This window comes from Photobacterium japonica, assembly GCF_050337005.1.
In the GTDB taxonomy this organism is placed as follows: Bacteria; Pseudomonadota; Gammaproteobacteria; order Enterobacterales; family Vibrionaceae; genus Photobacterium; species Photobacterium japonica.
Genome location: NZ_JAKJSN010000046.1, coordinates 26,639 through 48,366, shown reverse-complemented (window position 1 = coordinate 48,366; position 21,728 = coordinate 26,639). Strand labels below are relative to the sequence as shown.

Below are 21,728 nucleotides of genomic sequence, written 5' to 3'. Positions count from 1 at the left end.
CAATAGTTATTTGTGACAAATGTGGAAGACCAATGAAAAAGCGTAATGGTAAATATGGCGACTTCTGGGGTTGCACTGGGTATGGAATTAAAGATGATCAGTGTAAAAATACAGCTAAGAATCGTTAATATATAATATCAGTTCTAATCAATACTCCATTAAAGGCTGCTCTCTGTAGCCTTTTTCTTAACGGGCTTGTTGCAAAAATTTCAATCAATTCCCTCTAATTAGCGATGCGATGACCAATCCTGAATTTTAATGGAAACACTTTGCGCCTGAAGTCATCCTCTGGTGCCTCCGTTGGTATTGCTCAACACCTATGAGTTACGCCAACCTCAGTGACATGTTAGCCGAGCGAGGGATATCGGTGAATCGCTCAACCATTTATCGCTGGTTCATTGAGTATTCACCGGCATTACGTAAGAAGTTACGCCATCACCAGTTTACCCGAATAGATTCATCATGGCAGTTTGAAGACAGAATGGATACCTTCGGTGGGCTATCGGAGTTTTGTTGAGGCTCAGCAAGAGATCATTCGATATATCATTGGGTATTACTGCCAGCTTCGCCCCCATCAATATAACGGCGGACTGACACCGAATGAATCAGAGCGATTATATTGGAAAAACTCTAAAACCGTGGCCAATTTTAGTTGACCACTACAGGTGACTTATGTGCAATTAATTTAGTAAAATCAATAGGTTAGGGCGCTTTCCCGTCCATTATCTTTTGTATCCGATAATTACATAAACAGAATATGTATGAGCTTTAGCGCTAAATGATTTCTGGGCATAACTGTTATGTCCCATTCCAAGCTAAACACTAACTCTCCTTCACCACCCGCGCTATCGTCGCCCGACTGCACCCCAGCTTCTCTTGTATCTGCGAGTAACTGCGGCCTAACGTTAACTGATCACGTATATCCTGATGCAAGGCCTCGTTTGCTCGTCTGCCACGATACTTACCTGCGGCTTTGGCCTTAGCAATTCCCTGCGCCTGACGTTTATGGCGGGTTTCGTGATCATCACGGGCCATGGCCGCCCCGAGATCTAACATAAATTCCGTTAGTGCGAGAGTGATACTGTTTTGCTTGCCGGAACTAAACACGGCATGGGTCATCGGCTGATCGGCCACCACTATCACCAACCCCTTGGCCATGATCTTTGCCTTTAAGGTTTTCCACTCCCCCCAGGGCAAACGCGTGAGGCGATCCATTTTTTCAATCAGCAGAACATCACCGGCTTCGCTATCTTCTATCAGCCGATTGAGCTCTGGTCGTTCTAACTTAGTGCCGGATTGGTTTTCCGCGTAGTAACCGGCTATGCGCTTATTAAAGCCGGCAATAAACTCACGTAATTCATCTTTTGCACGATGGGCATCTTGTTCTGAGGTAGAAGCACGAAGGTAGGCACGGATCAGCATCATTATCACCAAATCGGTTTATTTTAAGTTGGTTTCCTAATTTGGTTCATTATAAGTGGTTTTGTAATGACTGCAATGCGGGGTGATGAGGTACGGCGAGTGGTTTCGCTGGGGTATACCCTTTTGAACTGCCATTTGTTGTTCAATTTTAGCTTTTTTACTGATCTACCTTTTTCGGTTTAACACAACGTCTTGAGCATACGCAACAGATGGCACATCAATAACATTGACTCCAAGATCGAAGGATCCTCCAATTAGAAGGCCAAATTTTCCATTCCACTACAGTCACTAAGGTTGGCATAGTTCATCGGTATTGAACCATACCAACGGAGGTACCAAAGGATGACTTCAGGCTCAAAGAAAGACCTAATTCTGTTGGTTTGAAATCACTTATGTATTTCATGAAACCTATTGACTTGGTTGTGGTTTTGATTTAGTTTTTATTAAGGGCTGAGGCTTACCTGCGGTTTGTAATGTACTTCTTACAAAACAAAGCACTCACATCGTTGGAAAATCATTCTTTACTCACGATCTCACTATCATTCTCGGACCTTATAGCCGGAAGTACACCGTCATTAAATCATGATGGGGCTAGCTAATTAATCAAGGTTTTAGAATGACTATGCATACAATAAAATCCACCTACATTCCTTTAAAAAAGTTCCATATTGTTACCCTAACAGGACTGTCTCCAGCTGAACTCAAAACATCTGCGAAAAGAACATCACACGATCGTGAAAAAATTTCTCATACGACAAAGTTAAACGCCATAGCCAAGCGCCTTGGAATCAGTGGTGGTTTTGCAGCCTATGAGGAAGAATACAATGAAAGCTTGCTGCCATTTATGGCCAAACATAACCTAAGGAAGCGCAAAGACCTACTCCAACACAAAAGAAAGGGGACGTATCACTTATACAACTCTTTCACTCATCAGCAAGTATCAGAGAGGTTATTCTTCTTCGAAGGTCCTACCCCTCAAAAGTTGTTCACTGGGCATGATTTTGACTTTTCTGATGTATTCGGATGGCACAACGGCGACTTGCATGATGCTTTACGGCAAGACTGCGATTGGCAACATATTATACTCAATAATTATCACATAAGACGGATAATCGACAGTAGCTTTGATGTGAGCAAGCTTCCATTTCGACAACAGGAATTGCTCAACCTAGATGTGGCATCTGAAATTACACTATCTATTGTGGACCGAGAAAACTTGCCTTCTATATTAGACATCATAACTAATAAAATCACAGAGCCAGTAGAACAACAAACACAATACAAACAAATTTCGGTGAAAATTGTCGACCTTATTCTGCTAAATAACAGAAGTACCACTAGTAGCAGCAGTTATCATCTTTTAGGGAATGCTTTAACCAATATTCCTAATACAACAGCTCATATCAAACTTTATGCTCAAAGTACTACTTCGGTAGAAGCGACTATCGATATCGAATCTCAAAAATATATTCAAACACTTCTCACAGCACGGTTTAAAGACAGTGATAGAGGTTGGGTGAACGTTTTGCCCTACAATGACAACTTGATTTTTTTATCGGATGGCTACGGAAACTTTGACTTCCTAATCAAAAACCAGCGTGACAGAGTCTTTTCACATCAGGTATATGGCGATAATTTAAAACGAGCTGATATCCCGAGTTTTATCGAAGATTACCGTTTTGAACGCTGGCACTATTTTGAATATGAAGGGTACCGAGAGTGGGATAGCCACTGCTCAGAAATGCATTACTATCACAATGGTGGCCTCATGCAAAACTACCCTGGTGTTCAGGCTATATTGCGTGAATATTATCAATCTAGAGGGGAGTATCATCCTGAGCACAGAACGTCTAACATTCGTCTAGATGGTTTCAATCAAGTATCCATCGATGAAAAAGAAATGATGATTTCCGAACTAATAACGATTAGTGATCTCATCAACTTCCTAGAACAAAACTCAGATTATAGAGAAAGTCGACAAGGTGATTTACTTGCACCAGTCAATAGTGAACGTGATGTCACCCTACCTGCATCATGTACATTTTTTGATGTTCTATCCTATGTAAACTGGCTGGAGAAACAAACAGGAGTTCCTATCCGTCTTCTAACCTACTCAGAATACAAGGCATTGAGAGGTGAAAACTGGTCACAAGTAAAACGAGGACAGCACAGTGACATGACGTTTGTTAACAGTCAGGGCGAAAAGTACGCCTCTCACCCCCCCTATATGTCTGAAAATGACTTTGATAACTTACACCTTCACTTCCCACTGCCTCTAAGTAGTTTCAAAGTGAACGGATTACGATTTATTGATTCTGACTATTTTTGCGAGTGGCTGTTCGAAGGGGTTCAAATTCGAACAGCTAGCCTCACTTCGTTCTATATGGACGATTATGTGTTACGAGCTTGTGGCCCTAAAGATTCAACTGGAAAATACAAAGGAATTAAGACTGGTTTCAGGCTCTGTTACGAGCTTAAAAAGCATTAACAGTCCGTAGAATCTAGTCGTGATTTACCAGCAGACATCATAAAATAGACGACTACAAGTAAATTAAGCGCCTTGAGAATTTTCAAGGTGCTTGCTTAATATTGGTTTTCAGCTCAACCACTTCTGATTGTAATTATTCCAAACGTTGCGCATTTGTTGAGTTTGTAGATTTTAGATCGGATAGTGACGCTTGTAATGTATTGCGCTCTTGCTGGATCTCGCGCAAGTCACGATCAAGCTGTTGGTTTTGGCTTGTGTATTATCAATAGACAACCAATTCACCATTTGGCATAAGGCCACAAGGCCAATAACCATCTATATACAACTTAAATATTTCAGTCCACAATCCCGGCTTCCCAGCCAATGATTCAATTGCCGTCATTTTCACACAATATAGTGCTGCTCCTTTTGCCGCTAAAGAAAAATCATTTCGACCACTCTTAAATTGCGTCTTATTGAACTCTCTTAATGATTTCATTGCTTTTTTGTAAGCTGCCATTACTAATTTTTTATTATCTGGAACAATATGAGCAGAATCTAATAATTCATGGCCATAAATAGGGTCAACTTCCTCCCATGAGGTTGGTAACCAATTCATCAAAGATGCACAACGAGTTAATTTATCATCCATGTCTGAAGGGAAAATTGCACTATCCCAAGCTTCTAAACTATGGATCGCAATTTTATTACCTTCGCTTTTATAGTTACCAACGAATGTAAACCAATTTATATTATCTAGTATTTTCATTAATTCAGAGTATTTCATTATTTCTCTCCACGAAGATCTGTTATGGTACCACCAGGCAAAGCTTTTGGCCCTCGTTGAATTGTCTCTCTCAACACCCCATCACGAGCATGAGGCCCAGGAATACCTGGTAATGAGTGGTTTGGTAGTCTCCCAAATGTAGGCATCAGATTCCACCACTTATTAGACCCACCACTTTCAAGAGGTATTATATGATGAGGCGTTGCTGGCTTCATTACTCCATTAATTTCTCTCATTGGCCAAGACCTACCAGTTGCCTCAGACCAAGAAGCCATAAGTAATCTCTGATTTTTCTCAAATTCGGACCTCATGAATCGATTTTGAAAAGGATTCCTACGTTGAACAACCGGCAGATTTTGTCTTAATATGGACCTTTGTGTATCAGTAATTTCACCTCCAGCAGCGGCAACTAAATTCGCTTCATCTATAATATTATCCATAAGTGATTTGGGTGGTACTATCCCCTCATCCCTCTGCCCCTGCAGCTCTTGATCTTGTTCTGCAGTAGTAGGCGTTTGCTTACAACCCGTTTCCGCACTTAACCCCAACGGATCCACCCAGTTTATCGGGTTAAGCACATACTGGTAGTTATTTATTCCGCCCGATAACTTTATTGGGTCGGGCGTCAAAAAACAGCCCGTGTTAGGGTTATAGTAGCGATGACGGTTGTAGTGAAGGCCGGTTTCTTCATCAAAATATTGGCCTTGGAAGCGCAGTGGCGTGTCGACCATGTGCACCACTTTTCGCTTCACATTACCGTAGGCTCGGTACTGCGCCATCCAAGCTAAATTGCCATTGGCATGGAACAGCTCTTGTGGGGTGCCAAGGTGGTCTAACTGGTAGTAGTAGCACTCTGCTTGTTGTCCTTCTCCTTCCAGTTGAGCCAGTGGCCGGAAGGTGCCTAACTCATAAATGAAACTTCGATACGCTTGCCCTGCTACCTCTTCGGCGATTAGCCGCTCACCTTGCCAGAAAAACAGCGTTTCAATGCCATTCACCTGTTTTTTGTAACGGCGCCCGAAGGGGTCATAGAAATACTGTGCGATAGTGCCATTGGGCAGGTGTACTTTGCTTAAGCGATGCTGGCAGTCGTATTCATAATGAGTGACCAGCTTGTGCCCCTTCCCCCGGTATTCGGTGGCGACGTTACCAAAGGCGTCGTAGGCGAACTTGCGATCACCTTGTACCGTCAGTCGGTTGCCTTTTACTTCACTGGACGCGTGTCTGTCCTGGCTATGCGCCTCGTCTTGACTGTGCATGCCTCGCACATTGCCACTGGCGTCATGCTCAAACCGCTCTTCTACCGCGCCGCGCACAGCGGTGAGTCGGTCGAGCGGATCATAGTCGTACCACAACTTGCCTTTTTGGCTGTCGGTGATTTCTGCCAGTAGACCGGTGACGTTGTAACGGTAGTCGCGTTGTTGCAACACTTTACTGTAATCGCTGCCATGGTGTACGCGGGCATTGGCGTGCTGACTATTGCCAAAGGTAAGCTGTTGCTGGGTTAATCGGCCTTGCTCGTCATAGGTATAATGGCTTTTTGCTTGTCCTTGCCGACGTGAGATCTCTTGCCCGTGTTGGTAGCCATGTCGGGTGAGCGGCTCGCCGTTTAGGTCAATGCCGTTGAGTAAGCTGCCAACCTGATAGTGATAGCGGAGGCGGTTACCATCGGGCAGCTTCATTTTAGTTAAGCGCCCTTGGCTGTCGTAACCATAGCGCAAGGTGGCGTAGCCTTGATGCTCAACAGTTAGCTGGCCAAGTTCGTCATACTCAAAGAAAAGTGGCCGTTCGCCATCATCCACCGACAGCAGTTTGCCTTGTTCGTTGTATTGGTAGTCAATCACCCTTCCGTCAGCTAAGCGCTTCTGGGTAATGCGCCCCATTACGTCGCGGTCAAACTCAGTGATTAACTCGGGGGAGTCAAACGCAGCACTGCCGATTTCTTTTTTGGCTATTAGGTAACCTTGCGCATTGAGGCTGTATTGGGTGTTACGACCCGCGAAGTCAATTTCTTGAATAACACGACCATTAACGTCGTATTTTAAAAGGTAATGCTCGCCAGATTCATTTTCGACATCAGTAATTAAGCCACGCTGCTCATCATATTGATAACGTAGCTTCGTGCCATCGGGGTTATGTTGTTCACGCAATAACCCCGTATCGACATCGTAGAGATATTGCGTGGTGCGCCCTAGTTCATCGGTATAGTGTGTTACTTTATCCAACGCGTTATAACGGTAATGCTGAGTGTGGTTACCTGAATCGCGTAAACAGATAACCCTATCAAGGGCATCGTATTCATATTGAGTGATCGCACCATTTTCAGCTTTCAGTGTGATTAAACGGTGGTATTCGTCGTAGCAGTAGGTGCGGTGATCCCCGGTTGGCAAGCGCTCTGCGACCAGTTCGCCGCTATGGTTCCATTCAAGTTGATGCAATCCACCATCGGGATAGCGGATCTCTTTCAGTTTACCCTGTTCGGTATATCGATACTGAGTGAGTGCGCCGCTTGGGTCGGTTTTGGCGATAATATCGCCTTGATCATTGCGTTGATATAACCAGCGTTGATCACCACGTTCAACTTTGCGAAGGTAGCCTTTGTGGTAGTCAAAGTGGGTGACAGTGCTGTCTTTATCGATGAGTGTGCTGACATTGCCGTTGTTATCGTAATGGTAGGATTTACCGATGCCATCTTGATCTTCCTCGCGCAGCAACAAGCCATCGTCGTTGTACTCATACAATGTGGTGGTGCCATCGGCCGCCACCTGTTTGACTAAGTTGGCGTGTTCATCATGAAAATAGGTTATGCCTGTGGCGTCATCAAGACGCGCGACGGATTTCCCTGATTCTGGTTTCCATTGGAATTGAGCCCTGAACGCGGGGGCTTTGCTGTTGCACGCAAGGGCTTTTACCTGCTTGCCTTTACCCTGCCACTGCCATTGGATTTTCAGCCCACCACCAAATTGGCGGGAAGTCAGCACATGATCGGCGTCATAGCCGTAATATTCCCGCTCACCGGCGGCATTTTCGACAATCGTAAGTTGGCCCACATCGTTATAGTGATAGCGCATGAGGGTCGTGCGACTGGGGTCGGAGAAATAGTCAACGCGAGATTCAAATTCAACGCTAGCTAAGCGGTCGCGAGGGTGTTTTTTCAAGCCTGTACGAGTGGCTACCTTCTGATAGCTAAAACGCAACGCGGTATTGTGCTCGGTTTCAAGGGTACTGATGCGCGAGTGATTATCGTAGCGCACAGCCAAACGGTTGTTATACGCGTCACTCAGTGCAACAAGGTAGCCGGTGGATCCCTCGGTGCTATCTGCGGAACGGACAATGCGGAAATGGTAGAACGGCTGGCTGGGCTGACAGAGTATATATTCCGCAATGACCCCTTGGGCTTGCTCGCTCGGTGTTGGGGATGGCCCTAAGTAGATCGCCGTGCCTGCGTTATAGTTCACAATCGCAGGTTTAGAGGCTGTCGGTACAGAAAACTGGTTGGTACGACTTTCATGATCACGCCAATAGACCTGACCATCAGCAACCCACAGTCGGTGCTCTAGGCTGTGTACCCAGCCGTAGCCTAATACCCCTTCCTGATCAACCGCACTGGTGCGGTAATAGCGGTGCCAATCAAACGCCATCATCCCTTTTAGCGAGGCATCGTGTAGCGTTAGTAACTCTTCCCCTGTCACCATGGAGATGGGTTCACTCTTTTTGGTCGTTTTACTATCGGACTTAGCAACATCGCCATTGTCGTTGGTACTGGGTGTACTTTCCGAATCGGTTAATTTTGATTCCATCAATGTGGTGTGCGGTTGTCCTTCATTAGTTATCGAGGTCGAAGGCTCATCACTCGGTATGAAGTCTTCCTGCTTACCAGATAGGGCTTCTGGGGCAACGTTTTTTTGTGAGGTGCTGAGTAAGGGCTGTTGTGCTGCTATGCTTTGCGGTTTTTTGTATTGCGTATCACCACTGTAGCCTGAATCTAATGGTGCGAGAGTATTCCCATGAATTTTATTGGATATCGCTAAATGCGGCTTCATCAATGCTTTGGCATTGCCAAGCAAATCGGCAACCGCGGCGATGATCGTGTCTTCATCCGGCGCTTTTCTGATCCCGTTGAGGTTATCCGCCAACTTGGCACCCGTTTTTACTGTTTTACCCCCGTATTTTACCGCTAGCCCTATCCCACCCGTGAGTACGACACCAATGACCACATCAAACACGATACCTATCAATAGCTCACCCGACAGTGTTGCTAATGTTTGCGGTGGGATCATTTTTGCCCAGGCAATAAACGCAGCACCAAATAGAAACAGGTAAGCTTCATCTTGCAATATGGCTAAGCCATTACTGATTGAGGTGTTGGCTTTTTTGAGTAACTCAGGGATTTGACTCAAATCAAAATCCATCATGGATTTTGCGAGGCTGAAAGTCTTCCCTATCGGATCCAGCAGGAAGGACAAGAGGCCTTTAAGGGCATCCCACACACCCTTTAATACCTCCCACATGCCTTCCAATATCGCACCAATGCCTTTTACCACCCCTTCTGCCCTACTTGCGACCAACAGCAGACGTTGCTCTCCCTCGCTTAAACTCAGCCAGTAATCCCATTCGGGTTTAAAGGTGGCCCATTGCGCATTCAACCAGCCGACATTGGTATTGATCACCGTATCATAAGAAGAAAACAGGCCCTTTAGATCACCGTCAGTCACATCAGGGTAGAAAATGATTTGATAACGTTTTCCTGGTTCTAACCCGTCAACAGTGGCTTTTCCATCGGGGCCAATCGTCCCCGCTTTGACTATCTCGCCAGGGGTATAGCCATAACCAGAACTCTTTGGCTTTGAACCTGTGCGCACTTCAAAGGGGGTATTCGCAATCGGCAAGTAATAGACAGACTGAAAAGTATGATAGATGGTTAGCTTTCCGCTCTTTGGGCAAGTAGCAATGACAGACGCACGGTTGTCTTGCATATCAATGATGGCATCGTTTTCTTGGTTACCCTCCACGACCAGTTTCTGATCCATGCGAAAGCCGCGTAACAAGCCGCTGTAGAACACCTCTTCTGTCTGCTCTCGATAGGTAGACAGGCAGTTGCGATAACTTTCAACAATATCGGTTTTGATCTGGTCGGCGGGCAATAAGGTCGCGTTGGTATCCATACTCAATAACGTTCCATAAATTCTGGGGGGTAGTAATGCGGAAGGAATTACGGCGTCATGTCATCACGCAACGATTGGCATAATGCTGACAGTAACACCTTGTGGTTTTCCGTTTTATCGTGCGCGTTGTGCGCTTCTTGCTGTCGCCAGCGATGGTAAAAACGCATCACTTTTGCTTTCACAACGGATTCAGGAAAAGCGAAGTAAAGGTGGGCTTTCTCTTCTTTAATGAATTGCAACAGGTTGGCAATTACTGGCGCGGGATCAGCGTGTGCAATGGCCTCCATTAAGCCCGGTGGCAACGTCCACCATGGCGATGCTTGAGGTTGAAGTGGCAACGAGACTTGAGTGGTATAGCTGATGCTATTCACCCAGAACCGATTAACCACAGGGATCCAATTCGCCATTTCTGCGCCGATTACGTCACAAATGATGTTAACAAAGTGACCATCCCAATAGCGGAAAAATACCGCTTTACCTTGCTGTGTTCTCACTTGCGTCAAGCCAGAAAAATAATTCATGAGCACGTAAGCTGGCTGTTCCGTACTTAATAGCCATCCCCATTCGCGAGACGGTTGCGACGCACACCAATCCAAAAATGGCGAATCCTTCTCAACAAGGACTAACCGTGGCATCACATCCACCCACATTCTGTAGGGGTCAGTGGTGTAAAGTAGGACAGAATTCGGCTGGGATTCTAGCGCTTGATAACGTTCAAAGGGCTTGGTATCACATACCCCACTGACCACCGCATAGATATGATGGGACGCAGGTACTTCAGCTAACCATTGAGTCAAAGCTTGTTCCGCCACCGTGACGGAGGCTGAATGATCCGTCTGATGGACATTTTTCTCGGCAGGCGACCTCACTAACTGCATGCTAAATACCTTTTCAACCGTCGTTTCCCTTAACAATTAGATCGCGCACTCGCCGCCCTTACACTCTTCACATTCTTCACAGAATGGTGCTGAGGACGATAGGGTTTTCGTTTGGCCGGGACTCGCCCCTGCCTTATCGCCGATAAATACATTGCCACTGCCACCAATCACAACACCGCCGTGTGAGGTCGCATCCCCCATTCTTGCAGCAGGTTTTCCATTGATGAACACACTGGCCGAGCCACCTTTGATCGAATCTGGCGGGCCAACACACACCATCATGTCGCCCTGACGAGCAGCAGGCATCCCGTTAATGAAAACGTTGGGAGAGCCAGCAGCGACTGGCCCACCCACATGCGGCACTTTAGACGTTACCTTAGGACAAACATGGTTATCCCCAAGACGAGCAGCAGGTTTTCCCATCGTGCGACCCCATTTGTTCTAAATTAAAGTCAGATAAAAACACTTATTCCCGCATCGGAACCAGATATGCAAGCATGCGCGTAACAATACGAATTATAAGGATGAAAACAAGTGGGAGATAAACTAGTGTGGAGGTTGTTAATAGAAACATGAAATTGACAAATTTAACTGTTTCTTAGTCTGATTGCGGGAATGAAAAAGTGAATTTCAGGCGAGTGCTTATTTATTGAAATTAAAGGGATTCCTCCTTAAATTTCACGCTATCTTTTACCTCTTCATCGGACATATTGTCAGGGTTCAACATCCGTAATGATTCCCCCCCTAGATCATTGACCAGGCATGTTTCGTATTTTAACCCAACGCGTTTCTTGATAAGTGAGTGCATACGGATAAACGGGGGATAACGTAACTTTTTCCGTAATGCCGGCGAATATTCAATAAACCAGCGATAAATGGTTGAACGATATCCCTCGCTCGGCCAGCATGTCACTCAGGTCGGCATAACTCATAGGTGTTGAACCATACCAACGGAGACACCAAGGGATGACTTCAGACGCAAAGTCTTTCAATTTGAATTCAGAATTGGTCATCGCATCGCTAGATTAGAGGGAAATGAGTGAAATCTTGGGGCTAGATTGAATTTTTACAACAAGCCCCATACCACATAAAATACGAGAGCCAAGTATCATTATCGCCACCTACAGCGGCAATGCACTCAACTTACTCAACGCATTAATTCTGCCCAATAATTCAGCTGAATAGTCTTTAGATTTTTCATACAACGGTTCGACCAAAGCGGATTGCTCAGGAAAACTTGTTAACACACGCTTATAGACATCCACCTCACCTAACACGATACGAAGCTCTGCTTCAAACTGCGCTTTTTCTCTGGATACATGGCTAATAAACGGATTGTAATCACGGCTTTTCAAGTGGGCATGTGCCAAAGATAACTGGGTTCTTTTCGCTGCTACGAATTCTAATGCCCTAAATGCATCCGTCTTGAAATACCGCTTCTCACGTGTCACTTCATCACGCATTTTTTCCAAATAACCATGAGCAAGCAAATTGTAGAGTTGGCGGTATAGCAGCTTTCGTAATTCTTCTCTATCAAACAGCATATATGTATCTGGTAGTAGTGTATTTCTTATCTCCAAGACAGAAAAACCATCCATTTCCTTCTCTATCAATGCTTTATGTAACCATTTATTCAGTGGTATTTGTCGGTTCATCGTGGATACTGCACACACAAAAACTTAGGATTGCTAAGTATACAAAAATCCGTAAAACTTAGACAATCTAAGTCGAAATAGGTCAACCAGATATGGCTCAGTGCAAAAAGACAACCCAATCCCTACGAGGCTCAAAGAAGCCCGTAAAAAAGCCGGTATTACCCAGAAAGAACTGGGTATAAGAATTGGCATGGAACCGAGCTCTGCAAGTGGACGGATGAATCACTATGAGAAGGGGCGGCATACGCCTGACATTGGTACACTACGCCGTATGGCTGATGAGCTTAACGTGCCTTTGAACTACTTTTTCTGTGAGAGTGAGCTAAGTGCCTCGCTGGCATGTGCCATTGACAAGATGAGTGATGAGGATAAAGCTGCGCTTATCGAGCAACTAACCCATAAACCAGAAAAATCTTAACGCTTACTCAGCCGCTTTTTAATGATCTCTTTCAACTCTGCGTTTTTCTGACCCTGCAGTCATAGTTCGTTTGTGTTGTTTTAAACTTGGTATAGTTATAGTGCGTTATATCTCTTCTAATAAGTAATCTCCGTTAAACCATAACAACGGAGACACCAAAGAATTACATTTAATTCGGGATCGCTAAAGTGGGCAGATAAGGAACGTAGTACGGCTGAGTACCGCACTACACATTCACATCAAGAATTTGTCAGCGCGGTTTTATTTTCGATGTCAGCTAATATTCGCTCTACTTCATTAATGCGGCTCATACAGTGGGTATAGGCTTCACTGCCTTGTTTTACCAGTGGGATAATCTTGTCTACATCCGGGACGTTTTGCTGTGACAATTCGTTAGCTGCCTGCTGCAGCTTCATATAGTTTTCCATATAAGTAGAAGTGGTTTCGTTACTCATCATAAGTTCCTTGGATAAATACGGGGTTAGCGGTAACTGTGCCATCTTTGAGCTGGACGGTTATCGAATGGTAAGGGTCTACTTGGCTAATTTGCTTAACAATTTCACCCGCGTCATTGGTCACAAGAGCAAAGCCTCTGGCTAATACATTTTGCGGATTGAAGGCATCGATGAGCTGGCAGTTGTTGGTGACTTTATCGCGCTGCGCGTTTAATGAATGCTTAGCACCATTGAACATTACTTTCACTGCATGGTTAAGCTCTTGCTTGGAAGCTTGCGCATGGGTACCGGCACGGCTTTGTATCTCACTGTAATGGCGGGCCAAGTCAAACTTGTTAGTTGTGATCTGTTTGCTCCCACCGGTATAGAGACGGTTAAACATATCGCGGTTTTGTTGGCGGGCTAACTGTACATGGCGCACGCTGTGATAACGACAGGCTTCATTTAGTTGGTTTACGTACTCTTTTTGCTGCACGACGTTATTTCGAGTATCACGCATCAAAGCGTTATAGCCTTCCGCCACGTGATAACGGCTATCGGCCACTGCTTGTTTTGAGGTAGTGAAAATTCGCTCAATCGTAACTTCCAAACTGTTGCGCCAAGTCGATAATATTATGGCTTTATTTTCGCATATCCCACTCCACTTGTGCTCGACATCTTGTTTTGCGTGGCTACTTATCTGGCGGGCAATGTACTGCACCGAGGAAAAGTTTTCACTAGCATCACGGGCATTACGCACAATGGTATCAAACACATGAGAGACGACCATCGACGGGGTACTGAATGCATTATGTGCGTATTCATCTAATAAGTTCGTATCGGTCTCATGTCCGATGCCCGTGAATACTGGGTAGGGACAACGACACACTGCGCGCGCAAGCTTTGCTTCAGCAAGTTCATTGAGACTAGCGCGGTCCCCACCGCCACGAATCAAGCACACCGCATCGTAGCTATGATTATTTTGAACTAATTCAGTGAACGCCATGATGATCGAATTTTCTCGATGTACACCTTGGAACATCGCTTCAAAGTAATCGAAATGGCATAAACCATGATGTTGTAAGCGTTCCGCTTTGGTTTTGAAGTCACTTAAACCGGCGGCCTTGGAAGGAGCAATCACCGCAACGCGAGTAAAATCAAGCGGGGTAGTCAATTGCTTGTTGAGCTTATCTTCATTGAGCTCTTGCAAGCGCTTTCGGATTTCACGCAATTTTAGCTCAAAAGCACCTACGCTAAAACTCGCATTGATATCGACGATGTTGATCTTAAAGCCATACTGCGGGTTGAATGAAATTTCACCAAGCAGCATCACTTCAAGATCGCGATCAAACCTAATGCTGGTCTGGGCTTCAAAGTTAGAGACAATGCTAGTATTTCGATTCCAAATCGTTGCCGAGGTCTTAGCGGTTTGGCCCCCATCATTGGTATGAGAAAGGTCGATATAAATATGGCCAGATACATGGCGTTTGATACTGGTAATCTCAGCTGTAAACCAATAACGTTGCTTCATTTCACGGCGCAGGACTTGGCCTACTTGGGTCAGCAACTCGGTCAATGTCATACTCTGGTTTTCAAACGAACCATTGGTTTGTGAAGCCGAATTAGCCATCAATATCCCCTGCAGTAAAAAAACTATGCAGATACAAGCATATTAATAAGTGAAATCCTAGCCGATTTCCCTACAGTTGCGACAGGACTGTTGCAAAAAAATCAGAACAAACATATTGATCTAGCGATGGGCTTAAGAATTACAAGTAAACAGCCTTAACATTAAAAGGCGATTTATGAAGGCGGATCTTTACCGCACAAGGGTTTCACGTTCATCATTGCGTAACCATAAATCAAATTGCCTCTTGTTTAACATCCATAATGATTTAAGCCCTTGGATTGGTGAGCCGACTCACTTTCGTCTTTTGAAACTGCCAGTGGTAGCAATGAGCTTTTTTGATGAGGCATGATCGGACTCGATTCCATTATTGATATACACGGCTCGAAATCCGCTAGCTGTCACCCCTTCTTCTTCAAGCGAGTTATCACATTAGTGTATGAGGTAATGTTTTAGGCCGATTGTCTAAGCCGTAATATTTCAGGTACCGCCTAAGTGAGTGAGTGAGTGAGTGAGTGAGTGAGTGAGTGATATCTTGGGGTTAGATTGAATTTTTCACAACAAACCCAGGAGGGGGGATAAAGGACCGTTTCTTTCTGGTTAGTCAATAACAATCACCATTGCGGTAGCGACATTGGCTGTTATTTGTTTTTTAAATATATACAAACCGCACACAACACAACTCGGGTGTGTGTGAAATGTTTTTAAATAGACACAAATCAATGCTAAAAAATAGCATAAAGTTATATATAAAAAACCATTTTGACTGTTAAAAAACAAAATGAAACTTCCGCGTGTATTTTTGCTGTAAAAATGCTAAAAATAAACAACACATAACAGCAATCATATTGCCAGTTGATAACATCAGGTAATGTAATGTGTGTGCATTCATCACACTTATATGGACATAATGATGAATAATCACTTGGTCGTATGTGATGACGGGGCAAATAATGCAATCTAACTACTGAGATCTATGGGGAAGTTGTTTCAACCATCTCGCTAAACCGTGCAGAGATTGACAAATGCATTTCATTTTTCAAGCATAAATAAGTATATTAAATTGAAAAACACAATGACTTCCAGAATGTGCTTGTGACGTTTTATGAGCAGAAAAAACAGCTATCAACATAGAACAATGCGCATCAATTCCATGCTCAAGCAAGAGTAATTGTTCATCATGTTATAAATCTGTCTGATCTAGAAAAAGATAATATCGAACTCATTGTGACGCTGCCAATCAACCAGTTTTTCAATGGTGATGGTTATCCAAATGATGGCAATATTGAACAAAATAAGAAGAATGATTTTGGTTTCATTCATAGCGAAAATCACAAGATATTCAACATCAAAAGTATCTCTGTATATCCCGAAGGAATTCCTGCCATTTACATACTAGAAACGGAGAAATAATGAGCAAATGACCTTCACATATTGGTACTGTTCGTCTGAATAAAACAAAGACTGATTTGAAACTTGGAGAGTGATATCTTAGCTTACCAAAGAAAGAAGATCCGGTGAAATCAACTCTGTTGGTTGTTTTTTTTGCTAAAGGAAAAACCCATCCCCCCCCCTTAAACCGCTCTTTTTCCTTACGTGTTTCATCATTTAGATGCTTAAAAAACTTCTTAAGATCATCTTCTGTATAGTCGTGACTTTTATCATTTCATGCATTACCTAGCAAGCGAATACCTTTAGTTAGTTATACCACTTTTTCTTCCGCCAAGCGTTTAACTTTCGAGTATTTTCCACTTTCATCATGAAATATCTCTCCGTTATTTTGTTCAACAACTGCGTTTTCTATTTAAATAAAAAGTTCTTTTTTGTTTTTTTGAGACAAAAGACCCATAAATAACTTACTATATATTAAAAATATAGCCAATTAATTGCTCACTTCTTATACTCACAACAGCACATCCTCTATTAGTACGAAATAGACTTAGAATTTTAGTAGTACAAAATAGCCTTGGGATTTTAGTAGTACGAAATAGGTACTACTGTTTTTAGTAGTACGAAATAGCACCCTATTTCGTACTTCAGTAGAAAAGTAGTGTAACTTGTTAACTGCTTTTTATGGCATTGTCGGGAAGGGAAAACCGAGTTGGAAAGGGATGAAATAGCGGAGATCCAAAAGCGTATATATTCGCTAGTGGATGAAGCGTATGAGGATGCGTCAATCACACAGTCGTTGTGGATGAATGAAGTAGCGAAACGGGAAGTTAAACGCCGACAGATGAAGATAAACGGGTCTGAAAAGACACACTATGAATTGCGTGTTGAATTTTCACGTTATTCATTCGCGGTTAGGTGGCGACAAATTTACTTCAAACACATCAATGGCAAACCCACACGAATGTACAAGGCAGTGAGTCAACCGGGAGTAAATGGTTACAAGCGAGGTTGTTTCAATTATGCAAGTGAATGGGAATTAGAGTTGATAATGAACTGTGAAAATCAGCTTCATTTAATCAGGAAAAAACTTCGTCAGTTGGGAGCGATGCATAAAAACCTAACGCTGTACTCCAAAGAGGCTGGTGTCGATTTCACATTCATTCCCATTAAAGACAGAGTTCAGGTTCAACAGAATTCGATTCATAAATTCAAAGCACGTTACGAGTGATTTAACAGTAAATGGATGCCTGGCAACCGATGAGCAGATTGCGGTGTCGTGCTATTCAAAAATAGCGTGTCATTTAAAGTCGAAGCTAAAGCGGGGACGGGTAAAACGACATTCCTTCAAATGATTGATAAAAACAACGATGGCCGAAGTCGGCTGTTGACTCATCGTGTCCAGCATCCCACAACGCTTACTTGAAACAGCGGCATCTAAGTAAGCCGAAGCTAGATTGTGACTACATCTTGTTTGATGAGATGCCATTATATTCAAGACGCAAACCCTGTCATGCTGGAAATAATTTTGAGCCAGGACTGTCGACAGGTTTTAGTTAGTGCCATACGAATCCATACGGCTCACATCATCGTTTAGGAACGGGCAGCAGGTAGCTGATATTGCGAGTGCCACACTGAACCCGGTAGAAACCAACGCAGAAATTTACAGGTTGGGTTATAACACTGAAATTCACAAGGCGATTGATTACACGCATGCCTATCACATGATGGTTATCGCTCGTACCAACGCGCAGCTACTCGAAGCGTTATTTCACCTCATGGGCTGACATTATCGACAGCTCTGATTGTGATAACGAAACATCCAGACAGGTCAAGATTATTGACGCTGACATTAACTCCGGTATTACGTTAATCGACGCGATAAATCATTCCATTAAAGTCGAACAGTAGAAAGCAGACGTAATACTGACAACGGCTCATCGATCAAAAGGGTTGGTTATATCAGACAAAGCAATGAGCGGCATTGTAGAGAACAGCAGACTGTGAGATTCCGGATAGCATTAATCAGGCAAGTAAGGGAGAAGGAAGGATAACCGCTAGAGCCCCCCAAAAAAAGCCCTGTGGCGCAGCCAGGGGGCACGACGAGGATTGCAGGTGCGGGTAGGTCAAAATCAAGAATAACTCGCCTTCAGCGGCCACAGAGAGCGTTAATGGTGTCATCGTAAATTACCGTGATGTTACCCAGCGAAATTCGATACATGAAATTGGTAAAATCGCCATTCATATAGGTCAGGACAAGACGCATGACCTGAATCAACACTGGATGATACCACCCTAACACCGCGATTTAGGAGACGACGGGGTAAACGCAACTCGTCAAATCCATGCTGTTACAACTACACCAACAAAGACATACATGATCAAGACTTTGGAAGTCTGGTGTTCGATTATAAATCGGACTATGAGATATTTCATCCGAACGGAAGTAAGTGCAAATCACTGTTCGAGTTAGTCAGTAAAAATATCATCGTGATAAAATTGAGCGGGTACGATTCTCAATGACAAAGCCTAGTTGTCAGTCTTTTGTTAGAGAAATTTTATTCGCAGATGCATCTTTCTGGTAAGCCAAAAGGGGATTATCGTGGCCTGACAAGTTTGGTGCTCGTCGATGAGGCCGTGAGTTTGGTGTGGGGGGTACGCTGAGTATTAACCACTTCAAGATAATAAATTGTAGCTATGCGAATTACATGGTTGGGTGGTTAATCATGACGCAAACAGAAGTAAAACTGTCCCTTATTTAACATTCGCAATGACAATGTGCATAACTGGCACGTTTGTGTCCAGTTGTGAGTTACGGACCAGCATCCTCTCAGCGAGTCGTGAGCATGAGCGACTACAGTTAAGCGCCTCGAACGATGATCAAGGCGCTACTCACTATTTATTCTCAAGAGAATAAAGCGACTCATAATGCTTTATGGTTTCAACGTGCTGCTTAATATTGGTTTTAAGCTCAACCACTTCTGACTGTGATTGCTCTAAACGTTGTGCATTCGTTGAGTTTGTCGATTTCAGATCTGACAGTGACGCTTGTAATGTATTGCGCTCTTGCTGGATCTCGCGCAAGTCACGATCCAGCTGCTGATTTTGTGCCTGTACTGATTTCTTACTGTCTTTCAGCTCTTCGATCAGCTCTAGCTTGCTTTCTTGTGATGACTCTAGGCGAGTATTGGTTTTCGACAGTTCAACCACCTCAGCATTTAGCAGTTTGATCTGATCGTTCAATTCCGTATTTTGCGTTTTGGTTGATGTCACAAGCTCTTTATTACTATCAAGCAGTAATTCATTTTTCGCCAATTCAGTACGAAGACGCTCATTGCTTGCCGTGGAATCATTCAGTTGCTCGGTCAACGATTCAATCTGTTGGCGTAGTTCTTGGGTGATAGCTTGTTGTGATTTGTCGGCCTGTGAAAGCTCGGCCTCCACCTCTTTAATGCGCTTTTCACGTTGATCAAGCAGTGCGGTTTGCTTATATAAACGCTCTTCAGCACGCTCTAAGTCATCGATAGCGATCAAGCTTTGCTCTTTGGCGTCTTCCGCGATCTCTCGGTATCGGCGTTCTGCTTCGGTCGCATGGCGGGTGATTTCAGCCATGAAAACACGGGTAAACTCTTCAGAAAACCCCATCTTTTCAAGCAATGATTTTTGATTCGCTTCTAACTCGTCTTTCCATGCTTTGTAATATTTGTGGACCGTACTGGTACTGCTCACCTCAGGCAATAGTGACAACACAATACGCACACTGACTTTCTGACCTTTGGCATAAAGGTCATTACAAATCATGGTTACTTTATCTTGTAACTGATTACCGCTTAGAGAAACACTCATATCACCACCACCCCCTGTCAATATGAATCACATCATAACCGAATGAACGAACATAAACAACGAACGAACATCGTTCGTTCGTTGTTTATGAACAAAAAAAAGCCACTTTCGTGGCTCACATCATCAAACCTACAACGACGTATATAACCCCATCATTTCAGTAAATGTATCCTCTAACATATCGCAATAGATCCCTGATTGTTACCCGAATGGGCCAAGACATTTGCGAAGCGTCGTTTTGGCTTGGTTGAACAGCGATACCAAGGAGGCTCGACTGCAGGAGAGGTGTGAAATAAAGCAGGTTCTTGGCTACAGATTAAGAAACTTTTACTATTGAATTTTCATTACAAAAGATTAGAATAGCACCTGGTGATGTATTACATTTGTAATACACAATAAGGAGATTATGCAGTGAAAATTATAGCGATAATCAACCAAAAAGGTGGCGTCGGAAAGACCACCACCGCCATCAACCTCAGCGCGCAGTTCGCCAGAGAAGGCAAGCGCACCCTCGCCATCGACCTCGACCCGCAGGCCAACCTAACCGTGGTACTGAGCGGGGGACAGTTCGAGTTCGGCACCACTGTCTCGGACGTGTTCGAGTCCGCCAAGAAGCACCCGATCCGCGAGGCCATCATCCCGGCTCAGGCCGGCGGCGCCAACCTGTCGCTGTGTCCGACAGATATCCGCCTCAGCCGGGTGATCGAGCAGAGCCTGACCAAGGTCCACCGCGAGCGCATCCTGCTCAAGCAGCTCGATACCCTGCGCGATGATTTCGACGTGGTGCTGCTGGACTGCCCACCGAACCTGAGCCTGACATCCGTCAACGCCATGATGGCCGCCGATCTATTTCTGATCCCCGTCGACGGCGGCTCGTTCTCGCTCAACGGCCTGGCCGATCTGCTCGATGCGCTGGAGGAGGTGAAAGAGACTGACGATGTCAATTTTGCGGTATTCCGTAACGAGTACGCCAAGGCCAACAAGCTAATCAACAGCTTCCTCGACGAGCAACTCAACGCGCTGGAAGGAAAGGTCATGACAACCACGATTCGCCGGACAGAAGCCATTGGGCAAGCCAGTGTCAGCTCCGAGCCGCTGCTGACCTACAAACCGAGCTCGACGGCACTCAATGACTACAAAGCTCTTGCAGAAGAAGTTATTGCAAGATGCAATGTATAACAAATGTAATACATAATCATGACTAAACTGAAAGGAATGACGGCCCTAAACCGTCGCAGCCAGCGCAAAGCCGAGGCAGAAACCGAGCCGAAGAAGGCGGAGAAGATCACCACCGTCGGCACCCGCCGCAATGTCACAACCGGCACCGCGCCGGTCCCGATGCGGCTGCCGGAGAACGACAAGGCCGAGCTGGCCCTGTGGCTGGAGGAGCTAAGTGAACAAACCGGCAAGAAGATCACCAGTGCCAAGTTATTACGTGGGTTAATTAAGATGCGAGGACAACTCAACGAGAAGAAGTTAATTCAAGCGATTTACGAGGCCAACTGACTATGCCAAACATAGAATTTGCGCAAGCGCATTGCTCCTCTATTGGCTATTTCTTTACTCTTTTTCCGGCTTGCACTTTTATCGATGGCGCTTGTTACAGAGAGCAAACACTTTTCTGAATTACTCGCATTTAC

Annotated in this window: 16 protein-coding genes and 4 pseudogenes; 9 read left to right on the top strand and 11 right to left on the bottom strand. The window is 44.5% G+C overall.

The window, feature by feature from the left end:
• Positions 1-2 precede the first annotated feature (2 nt).
• From L4C36_RS17330 to L4C36_RS17320, 3 genes and pseudogenes are all read left to right on the top strand, one after another.
• The gene (locus tag L4C36_RS17330) at positions 3-128 is read left to right on the top strand and encodes a hypothetical protein (protein WP_428479059.1); all 126 of its coding nucleotides are present in this window, start codon (positions 3-5) and stop codon (positions 126-128) included.
• A 155-nt stretch (positions 129-283) separates the two neighbouring features.
• A pseudogene (locus L4C36_RS17325) lies at positions 284-478 on the top strand (IS6 family transposase); the annotation flags it as partial.
• Positions 468-656: pseudogene (locus L4C36_RS17320) on the top strand (IS3 family transposase); the annotation flags it as partial. The pseudogenes L4C36_RS17325 and L4C36_RS17320, both read left to right, overlap by 11 nt.
• 166 nt (positions 657-822) lie before the next feature.
• On the opposite strand, the gene L4C36_RS17315 reads toward L4C36_RS17320, so the two are convergent.
• Positions 823-1,422 carry a recombinase family protein gene (locus L4C36_RS17315; RefSeq protein ID WP_428479058.1) on the bottom strand — a complete coding sequence of 200 codons (600 nt, stop codon included), beginning with the start codon at positions 1,420-1,422 and terminating at the stop codon, positions 823-825.
• A 616-nt stretch (positions 1,423-2,038) separates the two neighbouring features.
• On the opposite strand from L4C36_RS17315, the gene L4C36_RS17310 reads away from it, so the two are divergent.
• Positions 2,039-3,910, top strand: a complete 1,872-nt coding sequence (locus L4C36_RS17310) for a hypothetical protein (RefSeq protein ID WP_428479054.1) — start codon at positions 2,039-2,041, stop codon at positions 3,908-3,910.
• 262 nt (positions 3,911-4,172) lie between these two features.
• On the opposite strand, the gene L4C36_RS17305 is transcribed toward L4C36_RS17310, so the two are convergent.
• From L4C36_RS17305 to L4C36_RS17280, 6 genes and pseudogenes are all read right to left on the bottom strand, one after another.
• Positions 4,173-4,676, bottom strand: a complete 504-nt coding sequence (locus L4C36_RS17305) for a hypothetical protein (RefSeq protein ID WP_428479053.1) — start codon at positions 4,674-4,676, stop codon at positions 4,173-4,175.
• Positions 4,676-9,841, bottom strand: a complete 5,166-nt coding sequence (locus tag L4C36_RS17300; RefSeq protein ID WP_428479052.1) for an RHS repeat-associated core domain-containing protein — start codon at positions 9,839-9,841, stop codon at positions 4,676-4,678. The genes L4C36_RS17305 and L4C36_RS17300 overlap by 1 nt, the downstream gene beginning before the upstream one ends.
• Positions 9,842-9,888: 47 nt before the next feature.
• Positions 9,889-10,719 carry a DUF4123 domain-containing protein gene (locus tag L4C36_RS17295; RefSeq protein ID WP_428479051.1) on the bottom strand — a complete coding sequence of 277 codons (831 nt, stop codon included), beginning with the start codon at positions 10,717-10,719 and terminating at the stop codon, positions 9,889-9,891.
• Positions 10,720-10,755: 36 nt separating this feature from the next.
• Entirely contained in the window at positions 10,756-11,142 is a 387-nt protein-coding gene (locus tag L4C36_RS17290; RefSeq protein WP_428479050.1) for a PAAR domain-containing protein, read from the bottom strand.
• A 403-nt stretch (positions 11,143-11,545) separates the two neighbouring features.
• A pseudogene (locus L4C36_RS17285) lies at positions 11,546-11,732 on the bottom strand (IS6 family transposase); the annotation flags it as partial.
• 108 nt (positions 11,733-11,840) lie between these two features.
• The gene (locus L4C36_RS17280; protein WP_428479049.1) at positions 11,841-12,374 is read right to left on the bottom strand and encodes a hypothetical protein; all 534 of its coding nucleotides are present in this window, start codon (positions 12,372-12,374) and stop codon (positions 11,841-11,843) included.
• Positions 12,375-12,474: 100 nt separating this feature from the next.
• On the opposite strand from L4C36_RS17280, the gene L4C36_RS17275 reads away from it, so the two are divergent.
• Positions 12,475-12,792, top strand: a complete 318-nt coding sequence (locus L4C36_RS17275; RefSeq protein WP_428479048.1) for a helix-turn-helix domain-containing protein — start codon at positions 12,475-12,477, stop codon at positions 12,790-12,792.
• Between the two features lie 239 nt (positions 12,793-13,031).
• Here L4C36_RS17275 and xseB read toward each other — a convergent pair whose 3' ends face one another.
• The 3 genes and pseudogenes from xseB to L4C36_RS17260 all read right to left on the bottom strand — a co-directional run.
• The gene (gene xseB / locus L4C36_RS17270; protein WP_428479047.1) at positions 13,032-13,247 is read right to left on the bottom strand and encodes an exodeoxyribonuclease VII small subunit; all 216 of its coding nucleotides are present in this window, start codon (positions 13,245-13,247) and stop codon (positions 13,032-13,034) included.
• The gene (locus L4C36_RS17265) at positions 13,240-14,856 is read right to left on the bottom strand and encodes an exodeoxyribonuclease VII large subunit (RefSeq protein ID WP_428479046.1); all 1,617 of its coding nucleotides are present in this window, start codon (positions 14,854-14,856) and stop codon (positions 13,240-13,242) included. Before L4C36_RS17265 ends, xseB begins: the two co-directional genes overlap by 8 nt.
• A gap of 189 nt (positions 14,857-15,045) precedes the next feature.
• Positions 15,046-15,349, bottom strand: a pseudogene (locus L4C36_RS17260) (DDE-type integrase/transposase/recombinase); the annotation flags it as partial.
• A gap of 674 nt (positions 15,350-16,023) precedes the next feature.
• Between L4C36_RS17260 and parM the strand changes: the two are divergent.
• Together parM and mobI are read left to right on the top strand one after the other, a co-directional pair.
• On the top strand, positions 16,024-16,266 hold the full coding sequence (gene parM, locus L4C36_RS17255) for a plasmid segregation protein ParM domain-containing protein (RefSeq protein ID WP_428479057.1): 243 nt from the start codon (positions 16,024-16,026) through the stop codon (positions 16,264-16,266).
• A 688-nt stretch (positions 16,267-16,954) separates the two neighbouring features.
• Entirely contained in the window at positions 16,955-17,473 is a 519-nt protein-coding gene (gene mobI, locus L4C36_RS17250; protein ID WP_428479045.1) for a conjugative transfer protein MobI(A/C), read from the top strand.
• 1,664 nt (positions 17,474-19,137) lie between these two features.
• On the opposite strand, the gene L4C36_RS17245 is transcribed toward mobI, so the two are convergent.
• Positions 19,138-20,088: a DNA-binding protein gene (locus L4C36_RS17245; protein ID WP_428479044.1), complete on the bottom strand. Its 951-nt coding sequence runs from the start codon at positions 20,086-20,088 to the stop codon at positions 19,138-19,140.
• Positions 20,089-20,499: 411 nt separating this feature from the next.
• Here L4C36_RS17245 and L4C36_RS17240 point away from each other — a divergent pair, with 411 nt between their 5' ends.
• Together L4C36_RS17240 and L4C36_RS17235 are read left to right on the top strand one after the other, a co-directional pair.
• A complete protein-coding gene (locus L4C36_RS17240; protein WP_428479043.1) occupies positions 20,500-21,267 on the top strand; it encodes a ParA family protein in 768 nt (255 codons plus the stop codon).
• Between the two features lie 18 nt (positions 21,268-21,285).
• On the top strand, positions 21,286-21,594 hold the full coding sequence (locus L4C36_RS17235) for a hypothetical protein (RefSeq protein WP_428479042.1): 309 nt from the start codon (positions 21,286-21,288) through the stop codon (positions 21,592-21,594).
• The last annotated feature ends 134 nt before the right edge of the window (positions 21,595-21,728 follow it).

What these genes read in the sequence shown, in the direction of transcription:
- L4C36_RS17315 (WP_428479058.1), bottom strand. Translation starts at nt 1,422, where the DNA reads ATGCTGATCCGTGCCTACCTTCGTGCTTCTACCTCAGAACAAGATGCC.
- L4C36_RS17310 (WP_428479054.1), top strand. Translation starts at nt 2,039, where the DNA reads ATGACTATGCATACAATAAAATCCACCTACATTCCTTTAAAAAAGTTC.
- L4C36_RS17305 (WP_428479053.1), bottom strand. Translation starts at nt 4,676, where the DNA reads ATGAAATACTCTGAATTAATGAAAATACTAGATAATATAAATTGGTTT.
- L4C36_RS17300 (WP_428479052.1), bottom strand. Translation starts at nt 9,841, where the DNA reads ATGGATACCAACGCGACCTTATTGCCCGCCGACCAGATCAAAACCGAT.
- L4C36_RS17295 (WP_428479051.1), bottom strand. Translation starts at nt 10,719, where the DNA reads ATGCAGTTAGTGAGGTCGCCTGCCGAGAAAAATGTCCATCAGACGGAT.
- L4C36_RS17290 (WP_428479050.1), bottom strand. Translation starts at nt 11,142, where the DNA reads ATGGGAAAACCTGCTGCTCGTCTTGGGGATAACCATGTTTGTCCTAAG.
- L4C36_RS17280 (WP_428479049.1), bottom strand. Translation starts at nt 12,374, where the DNA reads ATGAACCGACAAATACCACTGAATAAATGGTTACATAAAGCATTGATA.
- xseB (WP_428479047.1), bottom strand. Translation starts at nt 13,247, where the DNA reads ATGAGTAACGAAACCACTTCTACTTATATGGAAAACTATATGAAGCTG.
- L4C36_RS17265 (WP_428479046.1), bottom strand. Translation starts at nt 14,856, where the DNA reads ATGGCTAATTCGGCTTCACAAACCAATGGTTCGTTTGAAAACCAGAGT.
- L4C36_RS17245 (WP_428479044.1), bottom strand. Translation starts at nt 20,088, where the DNA reads ATGAGTGTTTCTCTAAGCGGTAATCAGTTACAAGATAAAGTAACCATG.
- L4C36_RS17235 (WP_428479042.1), top strand. Translation starts at nt 21,286, where the DNA reads ATGACTAAACTGAAAGGAATGACGGCCCTAAACCGTCGCAGCCAGCGC.